The sequence below is a fragment of the Georgenia sp. M64 genome (genome assembly GCF_038049925.1).
Taxonomy (GTDB): Bacteria; Actinomycetota; Actinomycetes; order Actinomycetales; family Actinomycetaceae; genus Georgenia.
Genome location: NZ_CP145809.1, coordinates 2889353 through 2905775, shown reverse-complemented (window position 1 = coordinate 2905775; position 16423 = coordinate 2889353). Strand labels below are relative to the sequence as shown.

Genomic DNA, 16423 nt, shown 5'->3' with positions numbered 1-16423 from the left:
CAGCCCCCGGGTTGCTCCCAGACAGGTGGGGCATGATGTCCCGGTGATCGAGCAGGAGACCGCCGCCGCAGGAGGGGTCGGGCCCCGCGACGGCGAGCCCCTCGTGCCCCGGCGCGCGGTGACCCTCGTCGTCTCCGGCGCCCTGGTGGCCCTGCTGCTCCTCGTCATGGCCATGGTCCCGCTGCCCTACGTCGTCCAGCAGCCCGGACCGACGGTCGACACCCTCGCCGAGCACGACGGCGAGCCGCTCATCACGGTGGACGGCGCGCAGACCTACCCCACGAGCGGCGAGCTGCGCCTGACCACCGTCTCCTACCTCGGGGGCCCGGGCTTCCGCCCGGTGAGCGCTCTGCGGGCCCTCGGGGCGTGGCTCGACGGCACCGAGGTGGTCCTCCCGCGCGAGGCGGTCTACCCCGAGGGCGTCTCCCGCGAGCAGCTGGAGGACCAGTCCTCGGCCCAGATGACCTCCTCGCAGACGAACGCCACCGTCGCGGCGCTGACCGAGGTCGGCTACGACGTCCCCATGGTCATGACCGTGGGTGAGGTCGCCGAGGGCTCGGGCGCCGACGGCGTCATCCGCCCCGGCGACGTCATCACCTCCGTCCAGCCCGCCGGCGAGGCGCGCACCGACGTGGCCGACTTCGCCGACCTCGTCGGCGTCCTGGACGTCACGCCCCCGGGCACGGTGGTCCGGGTCGGCGTGGACCGGGACGGGACGGCGGAGGTCGTCGAGGTCACCACGAGCGCCCCGGTGACCGCCCCCGACGTCGAGGCGCCGCGGGGCAGCATCCTGGGGGTGGGCCTGCTGCCGGACGTCGAGCTGCCCGTCGACGTCTCGTTCGACATCGACAACATCGGCGGCCCGAGCGCCGGGACCATGTTCGCCCTCGGGATCGTCGACACCCTCACGCCGGGCGAGATGACCGGTGGGGAGGTCGTCGCCGGGACCGGCACCGTGGACCTCGCCGGCGAGGTCGGCGCCATCGGCGGCATCCGCCAGAAGCTCGTCGGTGCCCGCCGCGACGGCGCCGAGTGGTTCCTCGCCCCCGCGGGCAACTGCGCCGAGGTCGTCGGGCACGTCCCCGCCGGCCTGCGCGTGGTGCCGGTGGGCACCCTCGCCGAGGCCCGGGCCGCCGTCGAGGAGATCGGGACGGGCGGCGGCGAGGACCTGCCCTCCTGCCCGGGATAGGCCCCGCGGCCTCGACCGACGGCGGCGCCCGGACGGCGGCGCCCCGTCAGCGGAAGGTGTCGCGCAGCGCCTCGACCAGGCCGGGCACGGCGTCGGGAGAGCCACCCACCTCCTCGTCGGAGTCGTTGGCCCGGGTGCGCAGCGCACACCACGACTCCCCGGTGCGCAGCACGCCCGCGGCGATCCGCACGTCCTGCCGGTCGGGGTGGGCCATGAGGTACTCCACCGCGGCGTCGGCCTCGCGGGGCATCCCCGACTCGGCCTCCGGCGGCACGACCATGCGCTCGACGACGATCGCGGCGCCGTCGACCTCCTCAGGCCACGCGAGCCGGCCGAGGAGCTCCTCGAGGGTGGCGGACTCGGGCAGGCCGTCCTGCTCGATGCTGGTGAGGTGCTCGGGGTCCTCCTGGGCGGCCAGGACGGCGTCGGTGGGCAGGTCCCGCTCGAGGGCCGGGTTGGCGGCCAGCGCCCCGGCGGTGTTGACGAGGGCGAAGACGAGGACGGGGGAGTCCCAGCCCAGGCCGGCGACGTGGCGCTCGATGTCGCGCACGGCCGTGCGCAGGGCCTGGAGGCGGGGCGTGGGCAGCTGGGGGGCGTCGGTCATGACCCCATGATCGCCTACCCACCGGCGGTCGGGCCGCGCCGGAAAGCGTCGCCGGTGTGGGAACCTAGGACCCGGGCGGCACGTTGAGCACGCAGGGCACGCGCGCGAGGCGCCCGTCCCCATCATGCTCGACCAATCAGCTGAGGTGCTGCTCCGTGACGTCCCCATCCGTCCCCCGTCCACCGAGCCAGAACGGACCCGCGCCGCGGCGGGGGGCGCTCGTCCCCACGATCGTCGTCCTCGCCGTCCTCGCGGCCGTCGTCATGGGGCTCGCCCAGGTGTGGACCGAGGTCCAGTGGTTCAACCAGCTCGGCTTCACCGACGTCCTCATCCGTGAGTGGACCACCCGCGCGGCGCTGTTCGCCGTCGGCTTCCTGCTCATGGGCGGGGCGGTGTGGCTCAACCTCCACCTCGCCTACTCCCAGCGGCAGGTCTACCCGCCGACGACGCCGGAGGAGCGCAACCTCGACAAGTACCGCGAGTCGATCGAGCCGCTGCGCCGTCTCATCATGATCGGCGCGCCGCTGGTCCTGGGCCTGTTCGCCGGGTCGTCGCTGTCCGCCCAGTGGCGCGAGGTGCTGACGTTCCTCAACCGTGAGCAGTTCGGGATCAACGACCCCCAGTTCGGGCTGGACATCGGCTTCTTCGTCTTCACCCTGCCGGTGATCCGGATGCTCATCTCCTTCCTCATGACCGTGGTGTTCCTCTCCGCCGCCGCGGCCGTGGTGACCCACTACCTCTACGGCGGGATCTCCCTGGCGCCGCGCGCCCAGCGCATCTCCCCGGCCGCCCGTCTGCACCTGGGCATCCTCGCGGCGGTGTTCGTCCTGCTCATCGCGGCCAGCTACTGGCTCGACCGGTACTCCGTGCTGGTGGGGGAGAACGCCCGCTTCGCGGGGGCGTCCTACACCGACGTCAACGCCAACATCCCGGCCAAGGCGATCCTCGCCGGCATCGCTGTCGTCGTCGCCGTGCTCTTCGTCGTCGCCGCCTTCCGCGGCACCTGGCGGCTGCCGGTCGCGGGCATCGGGGTCATGATCGTCTCCGCGATCGTCGTGGGCTCCGCCTACCCCGCCGTCGTTCAGCGCTTCCAGGTCGAGCCCAACGCGATCGAGCTCGAGCGGGAGTTCATCCAGCGCAACATCGACGGCACCCTCGCCGCCTACGACCTGCAGGACATCGAGGTCGAGACGTACTCGGCCACCACCGAGGCCGAGGCCGGCCAGCTCCGTGAGGACAGCCAGTCCACCGCCTCCATCCGCCTGCTGGACCCGCAGATCGTCTCGCCGACGTTCAACCAGCTCCAGCAGAACCGGCAGTACTACGGGTTCCCGACCACCCTGGCGGTGGACCGGTACGAGATCGACGGCGAGAGCCGCGACACCGTCATCGCCGTCCGCGAGCTCAACCAGGACGGCCTCGGGGCGGAGCAGCGGACCTGGGTCAACGACAAGACCGTCTACACCCACGGGTTCGGCGTGGTGGCCGCGTACGGCAACACCACGCGCTCGGACGGGCGGCCGGCGTTCTTCCAGCAGGGCATCCCGAGCACCGGTGAGCTCGGCGAGTACGAGCCGAGGGTCTACTTCGGCCAGTTCAGCCCCGACTACTCCATCGTGGGGGCGCCCGAGGGCACCGACCCGTGGGAGCTGGACTACCCCGACGACGACGCTCCCAACGGCGCGGTCAACAACACCTACACCGGCGACGGCGGGCCGTCGATCGGCAACTTCGCCGCGAAGCTCCTCTACGCGCTGAAGTTCGGTGACATGCAGATCCTCTTCTCCGACCGGGTGACCGAGGAGTCGCAGATCCTCTTCGACCGCGACCCGCACCAGCGCGTGTCCAAGGTCGCCCCGTACCTCACCCTCGACGCCAAGGCCTACCCGGCGGTCGTCGACATGGACGGTGACGAGGCCACGCCGAAGGAGCTGGTCTGGATCGTCGACGGGTACACCACGACGAACGACTACCCCTACTCCGCGCGCGAGTCCCTCGAGGAGGCGACGACGGACTCCCTCACCACGGTCAACGGGGTGCCGGCCGCCGTCGGCGTGGCGCCGGCCCAGGTGAACTACATCCGCAACTCGGTCAAGGCGGTCGTCAACGCCTACGACGGCGACGTCACCCTCTACGAGTGGGACGAGGACGACCCGATCCTGGACACCTGGCAGAACATCTTCGGCGACCACGTCCAGCCGGTCGAGGACATCAGCGGCGACCTCATGAGCCACCTGCGCTACCCCGAGGACCTGTTCAAGGTCCAGCGGCAGCTCCTCAGCCAGTACCACGTCACCGACGCGGCTTCGTTCTACTCCGGGTCGAACTTCTGGAACATCCCGACCGACCCGACGGCCGCCGCCGGGGTGCCGCAGCCGCCGTACTACCTCACGATGCAGATGCCCGCCCAGGACGAGGCGCAGTTCTCCCTGACGTCGAGCTTCATCCCGGGTGGCCAGACCGACCGCAACATCCTCACCGGGTTCCTCGCCGTGGACTCCGAGACAGGGGACGCCGCCGGCGAGGTGCGCGAGGACTACGGGCAGATGCGTCTGCTCGAGCTGCCCTCGGACCTCACCGTGCCCGGTCCCGGCCAGGTCCAGAACAACTTCAACTCCAACCCGGGCGTCTCCTCGGAGCTGAACCTGCTGCGGCAGGGCAACTCCGACGTCCAGCTCGGCAACCTCCTCACCCTGCCCGTCGGTGGCGGCCTGCTGTACGTCCAGCCCGTCTACGTCCAGTCGGCCCAGGGCACGTCCTACCCCCTCCTGCAGCGCGTGCTCGTCTCCTTCGGCGACGAGATCGGCTTCGCGTCGACGCTCGACGAGGCCCTCGACGAGGTCTTCGGCGGCGACTCCGGTGCCGAGGCCGGCGACGCCGAGGTGGCCCCGCCGGAGGACGCCCCTGCGGGCGAGGAGCCCCAGGGCACCACCGAGGTCCCCGCCGCCGCCCAGGAGCGCCTCACCGACGCCCTGGCCGAGGCCCAGCAGGCGATCGCCGACGGCAACACCGCTCTCGCGGAGAGCGACTGGACGGCCTACGGCGAGGCGCAGCAGCGCCTCCAGTCCGCCATCGAGGACGCGCTCGCCGCCGAGGCCGAGATCGCCGAGGCGACCGGGGAGGTCGCGCCCGACGGCGAGGCCACCGCCGAGCCGACGGCGGAGCCCACCGAGGAGGCCGCCCAGGGCTGAGCCGTGTGACCCAGGGCACGGCCCCACGATTTGCTCCGCGAGGAGCCGGGGACGTAACCTGGAGTCACCGACGCGGGGTGGAGCAGTTCGGTAGCTCGCCGGGCTCATAACCCGGAGGTCGCAGGTTCAAATCCTGCCCCCGCTACGAATCAGGCCCGGGAATCTGCGGATTCCCGGGCCTGAGGTGTCTAGAGATTTGATCCACCCTCCACAAACCCTCCACTTTGATCTCTACGTCGAGGTCGGATCGGGTCGTCAGTGCGGTCGACGCCGGTCGCTGCCGGGGTGTCACGGCTGCCACGGTGCGTGCGGCGCACCTGGCAGGCATGGGAACCTCAACGACACAGTGGAGCGGGCTGGACCCGCTCCTGGGCGTCCAGGACCTTGCCGAGTACCTCGGCGTACCCGTCCGGACGGTCTACGACTGGCGCCAGACCGGGCACGGCCCGCGCGGGTTCCGCGTCGGCCGGCACCTGAAGTTCGCCGTCTCGGACGTCGCGGCGTGGGTGGACGCCCAGCGGTCCGCGACGCCACGCGATCATCTGACGAGGTGAGCTGAGGTGGCACGGCCCCGCACCCCGATCGGCACGTTCGGCGACATCGAGTTCACCGCACTGGCGGGCGGGGTGGTCCGAGCCCGGGTGCGCGTCAGAGACCTCGACGGTCGGCTCCGGCGGGTCGAGGCCAGCGGCACCACGCGCAAGGCGGCAGAGCATCGCCTGAAGGAGAAGCTCGCCGGCCGGGCCGACTACGCCACCGGGACCGGCGAGCTGACCCCCGACACCTCCTTCGGGCACCTCGTCGACATCTGGCTCGAGGACCTCGATCTCGAGGGCAAGCTCGCGCCGAGCACCAGGGCGCTCTACGAACGCAACATGCGGCAGCTGGTGATGCCGGCCTTCGAGCACTACACGCTGCGCGAGATCAGCGTCCGCAGGGTCGACAGGTTCATCAAAGCGCTGGCCACGACCAGGAGCTACAGCATGGCCAAGCAGGCGCGCACCGTCCTCAGCCTCGCCCTCGGCCTGGCGGTCCGCTACGACGCGCTCAGGGAGAACCCGGTCCGGGACACGGCCCGGCTCAGGAAGCCGCCGACTCGGGCGATGGCCCTGACCCTGGACCAGGTCGACGCGATCCGGGCCGCGGTGCGGGGATGGCGCCGAGAGCCCGGGATGCCCGGACCACCGCCGGACGGCCAGCTCGACCAGATCATCGAGGTCATGCTCGGCACCTCGGCCCGGATCGGCGAGGTGCTGGCGATCCGCAAGTGTGACGTCGACGTCACCGTCTCGCCCGCCACCGTCCGGCTCAGCGGGACGATCGTCTCGCCGACAGGTAAGCCGACCCACCGGCAGCCGCACCCCAAGACGGCGAAGTCGGCCCGAACCGTCGCTGTGCCGTCGTTCACCGCTGAGGTGCTGCGCCAGCGGCTCGTCGCGCTCGTCGCCGAGGACCCGGAGCACCTGATCTTCTTCAGCCGCAACCACACCCCATTGACGACCAACAACGTGCGCCGGCGTCTGCGCGCCATCCTGGACGAGGCCGGCATCGCCGGTGTCACGCCGCACTCGTTCCGTCGGACCGTCGCGACGGTGATCGACCGGGCGGGCGGTGCGGACCTCGCGGCCGAGATGCTCGGCCACACCTCATCCCAGATCACTAAGGAGCACTACATCGAGCCTGACGAGAAGGTGAACCCGGTGACCGCCGAGATCCTCGAGTCACTCGCTCCTCGTGACAGCAACGACGAGAAGTGAACGCCCGACGTGGTCGTGAGGAGTCCTCACCACCGCTCTCTTCCCCCGAGGTGCCGGCCCCACCGCGCACTTACCCGGGGATGGTGGCCGCGTCTGCGGTCGTGACGAGTCGTCACCACCGCTCTCTTCCCCCACGGGTGCGGTCGTCGGCGAGCGTCGCGTTGCCGGCGTCCAGCTCATGTGTGCGATCGCGGGTTCCATGGGTCTTACTCTCGCGTGGGTGCGTTGCCGAGAACGTACGGGGTGCCTGACCCCGTACGCACCCCGTACGCACCCCGTACGCACCATGACGGCGCATATCCGCCCAGGTCACGGTGCGTACGGGGAGAAGGTCGCCGCGTGTTGGCGACCGGACTGAGGTCACTCCTCTCCGCCTTCCTGCGGTAGCTCGTCGACCAGCGCGCCCACGCCGGCGACAACGTCCGAGAAGGCCCGTTCGACTACCAGGTGTGCCCACGACGCCAGAGGCCCGTACCACCGACGTGCCGTCCGTCCGGTGTCACCCGGAGAGGCGTGGCGGAGCCGACCTTCGCGTGGACGGCTTGTCCGCGTGCCGGCCGCCCGGTCGGCGTGGTCCGGGACGGGTCGCCGGTGGTGGTCCTCACACCTCTGGCACCCGAGGTGGATTGGGTCGCGCACCTGGTGGGTGTGACGGTCTCGATGCGGGTGGTCTCGGCGGGGAAGGGGTACGGGTATCTGCTGCGGTCGGTGGTGCAGGGCGACGGCGACGCCGTCCGGGCGGCCGGGTTTACGCGGTACTTCACCGAGGCGGGTACCCCGCCTGGGGTGTGGCTGGGCACGGGGGTCGTCTTCTTCGGGGCTGGGGAGCTGCGCCCGGGCATGGCGGTGACACCGGAGCAGCTGCAGATGCTGTTGGGGCGCGGGAGCGACCCGGTCACGGGGGCCAGCCTGGGCCGGCCGTTCCGGGAGTACCCGAGCGTGGCGGAGCGGACGGCGGCGCTGACCGCGCGGGTGGACCGGGCCCTGCTGGCGGGGGAGTTCGACGCCGAGGTGACCCGGATCCAGGGCGAGCAGGCCGTCCGGGGGCCGCAGACCGCGACCGCGGGGTTTGATCTGACGTTCTCGGTGCCGAAGTCGGTGTCGGTGCTGTGGGGCCTGGCTGACGCGAATACCCAGGAGCTGATCGTCGAGGCCCACCACGCCGCCGTGGCGCAGGTACTCGACCTCTTCGAGCGGGAGGTCGCCGCCACCCGCACCGGGCACGCCGGGATCGCGCAGGTGCCCGTCGTCGGGGTCGCCGCGACGGCGTATGACCATTGGGACTCCCGCGCGAACGACCCCCAGCTCCACACCCACGTCGTGGTGTCGAACAAGGTGATGACCGCCCACGATGGGCGGTGGCGGACCTTGGACTCCCGGGCCGTCCACCACGCGATGGTCGGCCTGTCCGAGCACTACAACGCGGTGCTGGCCGACCGGCTCACGGGCTCGTTCGGGCTGTCGTGGGAGCGGCGCGACCGTGGCGTGGACCGCACCGGCCAGTGGGAGATCCGCGGCGTCAGTGAAGCTCTGATCGGGCAGTTCTCCAGCCGGGCCCGGGCGATCGACGTCGCCACCGATGCGAAGATCGCCGCCTACGTGGCCGCGCACGGCCGCCGCCCGTCCGGCCGACGGATCGTGCAGCTGCGCGCGGCGGCCACCCTGGAGACCCGGCCTGAGAAGACCGTCCGGGCGTTGTCGGAGCTGACGGCCGAGTGGCGGACGCGCGCGCGGGACCTGGTGGGCGGTGACCCGACCGAGTGGGCGCGCACCCTCACCACGATGCAGCCGGTGCCGGTCCTCACCGGGGAGTCGGTGCCGATGTTCCTGATCGACCAGGCCGCCGCCGACGTCGTGGACGCGGTGGCGGAGCGGCGGTCGACCTGGCGGCTCTGGAACCTTTGGGCCGAGGCCTCGCGGCGCACCATGGGCTGGCGCTTCCAGTCGGCCGCGGACCGCGAACAGGCGATCGCGCTCATCACCGACGCCGCCACCCGGCGGTCGGTCCCGCTCACCCCGGCCGAGGTCGCGTCCACCCCGGCGGGGATGCGGCGCGACGACGGCACCAGCACCCTGCGGCCGCGGCACTCCACGTACTACTCGAGCGAGCGTCTGCTCGCCGCGGAGGACCGGCTGCTCGCCCTGGCCGAGGACCACGAACCGGCGCTCGTCGTCCCGCCACCCATCGTCGAGACCGTGCAGGGCGGCCGGGGTGACGGTGTGGTGGTCGGCGGGGAGCAGGCCGCCGCGATCACGCAGATCCTCACCTCGGGCCGACGCCTGGATCTGTTGGTCGGTCCGGCCGGGACCGGGAAGTCCACCGCGATGGCCGCCCTGGCCGGTGCCTGGACCACGGCGCACGGGCCCGGGTCCGTGATCGGGATGGCGCCGTCGGCCGCCGCCGCGCAGGTGCTCGCCGAGGACATCGGCATCGGGTGCGAGAACACCGCGAAATGGGTGCACGACCACGCCCGTGGTAGGGCGGACTTCCGCCCGGGCCAGCTCGTCATCCTGGACGAGGCCACCCTGGCCTCTACCCGCACCCTGGAGACCATCGTGACCCGCGCCGGCGAGGTCGGCGCGAAGGTCGTCCTCGTCGGGGACCCGGCCCAGCTGCAGTCCGTCGACGCCGGCGGCGCGTTCAACATGCTCGCCCAGGCCCGCGGCGGCGACCTGGCACAGCTGGTGGAGGTGCGGCGCTTCGTCCACGCGTGGGAGAAGGACGCCTCCCTCGCCCTGCGCGACGGTGACCCGGCCGCGATCGACGCATACGCGGGCCACGGCCGGATCGTCGAGGGGACCACCGAGGCCATGACCGACGCCGCCTACCAGGCGTGGCAGGACGACCTGGCCGCCGGCCGGTCGTCCATCCTGGTGACCGAGGCCGCGGAGTCCGTACGGCAGCTCAACGAGCGCGCCCGCGCCGAACGCATCCAGCAGGGCCTGACCGCCACCGGCCGCGAGGTCCGGTTGCGCGACGAGGCACGCGCATCCGTGGGTGATGTGGTCATCACCCGCCGCAACGACCGTCGCCTCCGCACCGGCCCGGGCGCGTGGGTCCGAAACGGCGACCGGTGGACCGTCACCCACGTCCGACACGACGGCACGCTCGAGGTCCGCCGGCCCGGAGAGGGCGCGCGGGTGACGCTCCCTGCCGGGTACGTCGGCCGGTACGTCGACCTCGGCTACGCCGTCACCGCCCACCGCGCCCAGGGCCTGACCGTCGACACCGCGCACGTGGTCGTCTCCGCCTTGACCACCCGCGAGAACCTCTACGTGTCCATGACCCGCGGCCGCCTCGCCAACACCGCCTACGTCGCCCTCGACCAGCCCGACCCCCTCCATGCCACCCCCGCCGAGGCGGACACCTCCGCGCGGACCGTGCTGTTCGGGGTGCTCAACCACTCCGGGCTCGAGCTCTCCGCCCACCAGACCATCACCGCCGAGCAAGAGAGCTGGACGAGCATCGCCCAGCTCGCGGCCGAGTACGAGACCATCGTCACCACCGCCCAACAGAGCCGCTGGACCAGGCTCGTCACCGACACCCTCATCAGCGCGGGGGGACTTACGCCGGCCGAAGCCGACCAGATCACCTCGTCCGAGGCCTTCGCCGTCCTCACCGCGGAGCTGCGCCGCGCCGAGGCCAACCACCACGACCTCGACACCCTCCTGCCACGCCTGGTCGCCCAGCGCACCCTGCTCGACGCCGACGACATCGCCGCCGTCCTCACCACCCGCCTCGCCCGAGCCACCCGGCGACCCGCACCCGGCACGACCCCGGACCTCATCGCCGGACTCATCCCGGCCGTGACCGGGCCGCTGCCCGCCGACGCCGCCCGCGCCCTGGCCGAACGCCGCGAGCTCATCGAGACCCGCGCCCGAGGCCTCGCCGAGGCCGCGGTGCGCGACCGGGCGCCGTGGGTGTGCCGCATCGGTGAGCGGCCGGCGGGAGGCGGCCGGGAACGGTGGCTCGCCGAGCTGGCCGTCGTCGCCGCCTACCGCGACCGGTACACCATCACCGGTCCCGCGCCGCTCGGACCCTCGACCCAGACCCTCGCCCAGGAACGCGACCGGCGTCACGCCGCCGACGCACTGCACCGCGCCCGAGCCCTCACCCGGGCGCCGGGGACTGGACCGCGCGGTGCTCGCACGCACGGGCGAAGCCTCTAGGTTCGCGGTTTTCGCCTGCGACGGCGGCATCGTCGGCTTTGCACGGGGATTCGGAGGCCGCGCCCAGTGGCCGGGCCGCTGTCATGGACCGCGTCAAACTGCAGTTGCTGTCATCAGTATCGCCAACGGTTGGCTCACCGAGACCACGGCCGGTGTTCGTGACCAACGGGCCGGAGGGCGAGTACCGAAACTGGAACCGGTTACAGTATGCTGCACGCGAATCAGAGTCGGTCTTGGTAGCGAGGTGATGAGAGGGGGGGGGCACCGAGGTGGAGGACGAGCCTGAGGTGCAGGTCGCTGCGTCGACGTCGAGGGTGATCGACGGCCGGCACGGCGAGGTCGGCCGGGCCACCATCCGCGACGTCGCGGCCAAGGCCGGCGTCTCGAGTGCCACCGTCTCGCGGGTGCTGAACGGCGCGGGCGCCGGCGCCGTGCACGCCCGCACCCGGGACCGTGTCGTCCGAGCGATCTTCGATCTGGGTTTCGAGCCCAGCCATGCCGCCCGGGCGTTGGCGACTCGGCGCTCGCACACTATCGGCATCCTGACCCTGGCCGAGATCTTTAGCCCGGCGTCCTTGTCGTTCGTGCTCCAGAGCGCGGTGCAGGATGCGGGCTATCACGTCTCGGTCGCGACGATACCGTCGCTCGAGGCCGCGACGAAGAGCTCCTTTTCGAGGCTCGACCCCTTCCGGGAGGCGGAAGGCCTCATCGCCCTCGCTCCCACGCGCGAAAGCGAGCGGGCGCTGGCGGCCATGGCGATCGGCGTACCCACGATCGTGGTGGAGGGCGCGGGGCACGGCGCGTTGCCCTCGATCACCATGGATCAGCAGGGCGGTGCAGCACTCGTAACGGAGCACCTGATCGAGCAGGGCGCCCGTCGCATCGCCCACATCGCAGGTCCAGAGGACTGGCCCTCGGCCGAGCAGCGTCGCGCAGGATGGCTCGAGGCGCTGCAGCGGCACGGCCTACAGGTGGGGCTGTCGGTGCGCGGGGACTGGTCCGTGTCGTCCGGGTACCGGGCCGCCCGGGAACTCATCGACGGCGCGGACGTCGACGCGTTGTTCGTCGCCAACGACCGGATGGCGATCGGCGCGCTCTCGGCGCTCGCGGACACCGGGGTCTCGGTGCCCGACGACGTCCTGGTCGTCGGCTTCGACAACACCGAGGAGTCGGGCTACTTGCGGCCGCGCCTCACGACCGTGCAGCAGGACTACCACAAGCTTGGGCAGGAGGCGGTGGCCGATCTGGTCGCCCTGCTTCACGGTGAGGACCGTGCGCAGGCGCACCGTGTCCTGCCCGTAGAGCTGATCGTGCGCGACAGCTCCCGCCGGTCCACGGGTCGACCGTGACGAAGGAGGAATGCATGGAGACGATTACCGGCTCTGTCGGGCGCGAGTTCGACGGGGCTCTCGCTGACGAGCTCCACCGCCTTGAGCATGCGAATCGCGTCGAGCGGATTTACCTGCCCGAGCCCCTGGTCGGGCGGCGGCGGTTCCGGGCGACGAGTGACAGGGGCACCGAGTTCGGTATTGTTCTCGACCAGGATCCCAACGACATCGACGGGCTCGTGCTCCTCCTGGAGCCGGACCGTGCCGTCGTCCTGCACCGCGGCGCGCCCGAGACTCTCGTGCTGCGCGCCACGGACGTGGCCGGTGGCATCCAGCTCGGGTGGCACGCCGGCCACCTCCACTGGCGGGTGCGGACCGAGGGCGACCGCTTGGTCGTACTCCTCGACGCTCCCGCCGACGAGTACCTCACACGCATCACCACGTTCCTGGACTCCGGGCAGATCGAGGTCGCGGAGCTATGAGCCCCGTGGACAAGGGCTTCCTCGCCGCGCTCCTGCACTCCGACAGCGCACTGCCCTCCGGGTCGTTCGCCTTCTCGTGGGGCCTTGAACAGCTGTACCAGGACGAGGTCCTCGGGGACGACCCGCTGGAGGACGTGCTCGCGTGGTACCTGACGGGCCGCTGGGCCGGATTCGACCGCTACTTCGTCCAGCGGAGCTTCGTCGCCGCCACACAAGAGGAGCGGGTGGGCGTCGACCGGTACTGCACCGCGGCGACGGTCAGTGCCGTCGTCCGGGAGACCAGCACCCGCGCCGGCCGCACCTTCCTTCGTCCGTGGTCGCGCATGCGGTTTCCGGCGACCGAGGACTTTGCGGCCCGCGTGCAGGACGGCCGCGCGGACGGGCACCTCGCCGTGGTGCAGGGCCTGGTCTTCCGCGAGTGCGGCATGGACGAGGCCTCGGCGTGTGCCGTGAGCGGCTGGTCGAGTGCGAGCAGCCTCGCGTCGGCCGCCGTGCGGCTTGGCAAGGTGGGCGCCCTCGCGGCGCAAAAAGCGCTGGTCGGGACGGTAGACGTCCTCGAGGACCTGCTCAGGACCCCAGTGCCGAACGCTCCGACGTCCTGGTCCGTAATCCATGACTTGGCCATGGAGCGCCACGCCCTGCGTGACTCCAGGCTTTTCGCCTCCTAAGGAGGAGCAATGAACCTCACACCCACCGAGCTCAACCGCCTCGTTCTCTTCTCGGCGGCCGAGTTCGCTCGACGCAACCTCCGGCTCGGCATCCGTCTGAGCCATCCGGAGGCGATTGCGTACCTGACCGACGAGGCCATGACCATGGCGCGGCAGGGTCTGGCGTATGGCGAGATCCGGGACCGCGCCTACCAGTTGCTCACCGACGAGCACGTGGAGAGTGGCGTGCGCTCGATGCTGAAGAAGGTACTTATCGAGCTCCCTATGCGCGAGGGCACCAAACTGCTCATCCTGTTCGACCCCGTCCTGCGGACCTCGGACGAGGGCGTCGTGCCGGGAGAAGTGGTCTCGGCGTCGCAGGAGATCACCGTCCTGGAAGGGGCCCCTGTCGTCGAGATCGATGTCGTGAATGTCGGAGACCGCGACATTCAGGTGCGAAGTCACACGCACTTCTTCGAGGTGAACCGCGCGCTTCTGTTTGACCGTGAGACGGCCTTCGGCCGTCGGCTCGCAGTCCCTGCCGGCTCAGGGGTGCGTTTCGAACCCGGTGTGGCCAAGCGCGTCGGTCTGGTCGACCTGCGGGGTACGCGCGATGTGCGGGGCTTCGCCGGCCTGACGGAGGGCCGGCTGGACGACGAGGACATACGGTGCGAGGCGTTGGCCCGCGCTCATGAGCGTGGGTACGTCGGAAAGGAAGTGCGCAGTGACTTCGATTGAGTCGACGCAGTATGTATCCATGTACGGGCCGACCACGGGGGATCTGGTCCGGCTTGGGGACACCTCCCTGTTCGCGGAGATCGAGCAGGACCACGCCGCGCGCGGTGACGAGCTCATCCTGGGTGGCGGGAAGACGCTGCGGGACGGTGAGGGCATCGCGGGCGAGGCGACCTACGAGGATGGCTGCCTGGACGTCGTCATCACGAGCGCCACGGTCCTTGACGCCGTGATCGGGATCGTCAAAGGCGACATCGGCATCCGGGACGGGCGCATCGTCGCGGTGGGGCGCGCGGGCAACCCCCGGACCATGCCGGGCGTCGACCCACGCCTCGTCGTCGGGAATTCGACCTCGATCATCGCCGGGGACGGTCTGATCGTGACGGCAGGGGCAATCGAGGCGCACGCCCACATTCAGTCGCAGGAGCAAGCCGCACAGGCGATGGCCGGGGGCACCACGACGCTCATCGGCTCCGGGTCGCCAGCTCACGTGCTGGACACGGGTGGCGGCACCCGGCCCGCGATGGAGATGTTCCTTCGGTCGACGAGCGGGACCCCGGTCAACTTCGGCGTCCTCGGCCGGGGAAGTTCGGACCCGCGTGCCGTAGTTGCCTCCGTAGCCGGCGGAGCGATGTCGGTCAAGGTGCACGAGGACTTCGGTGCGGCGCCCTCGGTCATCGACGGCTCGTTGCGCGCGGCCGACGCACACGACTTCTCGGTGCACCTGCACACTGACTCGATCAACGAATTCGGCTTCGCCGAGGACACGATGCGGGTCGTCAGCGGTCGGACGATCCACATGTACCACGTCGAGGGAGCAGGCGGGGGTCACGCCCCGGACCTGCTCCGGGTCTGCTCCTACCCGAACGTGATCCCGTCGTCCACCAACCCGACGAACCCCTACACGCCCGCGGCTCTTGAGGAGGGATTGCCCATGGCGATGGTCGGCCACAACCTGCGGTTCGACTCGGCGGTGGACCTCGCCTTCGGGGAAGCGCGGATCCGTGCGCAGTCGATGGCGGCTGAGGACCACCTGCACGACATCGGAGCGATTTCGATCTTCGCGACCGACACGCAAGGCATGGGCCGCCTCGCGGAGAACGTTGCCAACTGCTGGCAGCTTGCGAGCGTCATGAAAGACCGCCGCGGTCGCCTCCCGGAGGAGACTGGGCCCGGCGACAACGAGCGGATCAAGCGCTACGTCGCCAAGCTGACGATCAACCCGGCGATCGCAGCCGGCATCGCGGACCACGTGGGCTCGGTCGAGGAGGGTAAGTTTGCCGACCTCGTGCTCTGGCCCCGCGAGTCCTTCGGCATCAAGCCGATCGCCGTGCTGAAGCGCGGGTTCATGGCGTGGGCGGCACTCGGCGACGCCAACGGGAGCCTGCCGATGTCCGAGCCCGTAATCCAGGGTCCGAACTTCGGGGCGTTCGGTGACGCGGCCGCGCGCCTGGGGGCGATCTTCGTCTCGCGCGTGGCGCTGCAGCATGGGCTGCTCGACCGGCTCGAGACGGCCAAGCCGGTCATCCCCATCACGAGCACCCGCCACCTCACCAAGCACGACATGGTTCGCAACAGCGCGCTCCCGGCCATCGAGGTGGACCCGCGGACTTTCACCGTCCGGGTCGACGGCGAACAGATCGACGTGGTCGGCGTCACCGAGGTCCCGCTCGCCCGCCGTTACCTGCTGCGTTAGGAGAAGAGATGAACGTGCTACCCGCTGCTCGGGTGGGCATCGGTGGACCCGTGGGGTCCGGGAAGACCGCCTTGGTCGAGAGTCTGATCCCGGCCTTGCAGGCGCTCGGCCTGTCGGTCTCGGTGATCACCAATGACCTCGTGACCGACGAGGATGCACGGCGCGTGCGGGCCTCGGGCGTCATCGACCCCGAGCGGGTCGCCGCCGTCGAGGCGGGGGCATGCCCGCACACTGTCATCCGCGAGGACCCCACGTTGAATCTCGACGCGATGGACCGGATGCTCGCGCAGCACCCGGACACCGACATCGTGCTGCTGGAGAGCGGGGGCGACAATCTCGCGTCGACGTTCTCGGCCGACCTCGTGGACTACTGGCTCTTTGTCATCGACACCGCTGGCGGAGGGGACATCCCACGCAAACGTGGTCCTGGTGTGGTTCGGTGTGACCTGCTCGTCATAAACAAGTCCGACCTCGCCCCGTACGTCGGGGTCGACATCGAGCAGATGGAGCGCGAGGCGCTGGAGGTGCGCCGCGGGAAGCCGGTCGTTGTGACCTCTTGCCGCACCGCGACGGGCGTTCAGGAGGTCGTGGACCACCTGTGCGAGAACGTGTTGTTCCAGTAGC

At 70.9% G+C, this 16423-nt stretch carries 12 protein-coding genes and 1 tRNA gene; 12 read left to right on the top strand and 1 reads right to left on the bottom strand.

Features of this window, described 5'->3' with window-relative positions:
- Positions 1 to 43: 43 nt before the first annotated feature.
- Positions 44 to 1189 (top strand): S16 family serine protease, encoded by a 1146-nt coding sequence (locus AAEM63_RS13055; protein ID WP_341358688.1) that lies wholly within the window; start codon positions 44 to 46, stop codon positions 1187 to 1189.
- Positions 1190 to 1235: 46 nt separating this feature from the next.
- Here the strand turns inward: AAEM63_RS13055 and AAEM63_RS13050 are convergent, their stop codons facing one another.
- On the bottom strand, positions 1236 to 1793 hold the full coding sequence (locus AAEM63_RS13050) for a PPA1309 family protein (RefSeq protein ID WP_341358687.1): 558 nt from the start codon (positions 1791 to 1793) through the stop codon (positions 1236 to 1238).
- Between the two features lie 155 nt (positions 1794 to 1948).
- Between AAEM63_RS13050 and AAEM63_RS13045 the strand changes: the two genes are divergently transcribed.
- The 11 genes from AAEM63_RS13045 to ureG all read left to right on the top strand — a co-directional run bounded on the left by AAEM63_RS13045 (position 1949) and on the right by ureG (position 16422).
- Positions 1949 to 4984: a UPF0182 family protein gene (locus AAEM63_RS13045; protein ID WP_341358686.1), complete on the top strand. Its 3036-nt coding sequence runs from the start codon at positions 1949 to 1951 to the stop codon at positions 4982 to 4984.
- 71 nt (positions 4985 to 5055) lie between these two features.
- Positions 5056 to 5129: transfer RNA gene (locus AAEM63_RS13040), tRNA-Met, on the top strand.
- Positions 5130 to 5310: 181 nt separating this feature from the next.
- Entirely contained in the window at positions 5311 to 5538 is a 228-nt protein-coding gene (locus tag AAEM63_RS13035; RefSeq protein WP_341358685.1) for a helix-turn-helix domain-containing protein, read from the top strand.
- A 6-nt stretch (positions 5539 to 5544) separates the two neighbouring features.
- Positions 5545 to 6741: a tyrosine-type recombinase/integrase gene (locus AAEM63_RS13030; RefSeq protein ID WP_341358684.1), complete on the top strand. Its 1197-nt coding sequence runs from the start codon at positions 5545 to 5547 to the stop codon at positions 6739 to 6741.
- A gap of 621 nt (positions 6742 to 7362) precedes the next feature.
- Positions 7363 to 10911, top strand: coding sequence for a MobF family relaxase (gene mobF / locus AAEM63_RS13025; protein WP_341358683.1), 3549 nt, complete (start codon positions 7363 to 7365; stop codon positions 10909 to 10911).
- A gap of 269 nt (positions 10912 to 11180) precedes the next feature.
- On the top strand, positions 11181 to 12260 hold the full coding sequence (locus AAEM63_RS13020) for a LacI family DNA-binding transcriptional regulator (protein ID WP_341358682.1): 1080 nt from the start codon (positions 11181 to 11183) through the stop codon (positions 12258 to 12260).
- 14 nt (positions 12261 to 12274) lie between these two features.
- Positions 12275 to 12721, top strand: coding sequence for a hypothetical protein (locus AAEM63_RS13015; RefSeq protein ID WP_341358681.1), 447 nt, complete (start codon positions 12275 to 12277; stop codon positions 12719 to 12721).
- Between the two features lie 5 nt (positions 12722 to 12726).
- Positions 12727 to 13389, top strand: a complete 663-nt coding sequence (locus AAEM63_RS13010; protein ID WP_341358680.1) for an urease accessory UreF family protein — start codon at positions 12727 to 12729, stop codon at positions 13387 to 13389.
- A gap of 9 nt (positions 13390 to 13398) precedes the next feature.
- Complete coding sequence (ureB, locus tag AAEM63_RS13005) at positions 13399 to 14106, top strand: urease subunit beta (RefSeq protein WP_341358679.1); 708 nt, start codon at positions 13399 to 13401, stop codon at positions 14104 to 14106.
- 19 nt (positions 14107 to 14125) lie between these two features.
- Positions 14126 to 15799, top strand: a complete 1674-nt coding sequence (gene ureC / locus AAEM63_RS13000) for an urease subunit alpha (protein WP_341358678.1) — start codon at positions 14126 to 14128, stop codon at positions 15797 to 15799.
- 8 nt (positions 15800 to 15807) lie between these two features.
- Positions 15808 to 16422, top strand: a complete 615-nt coding sequence (ureG, locus tag AAEM63_RS12995) for an urease accessory protein UreG (protein WP_341358677.1) — start codon at positions 15808 to 15810, stop codon at positions 16420 to 16422.
- Position 16423: the final 1 nt, after the last annotated feature.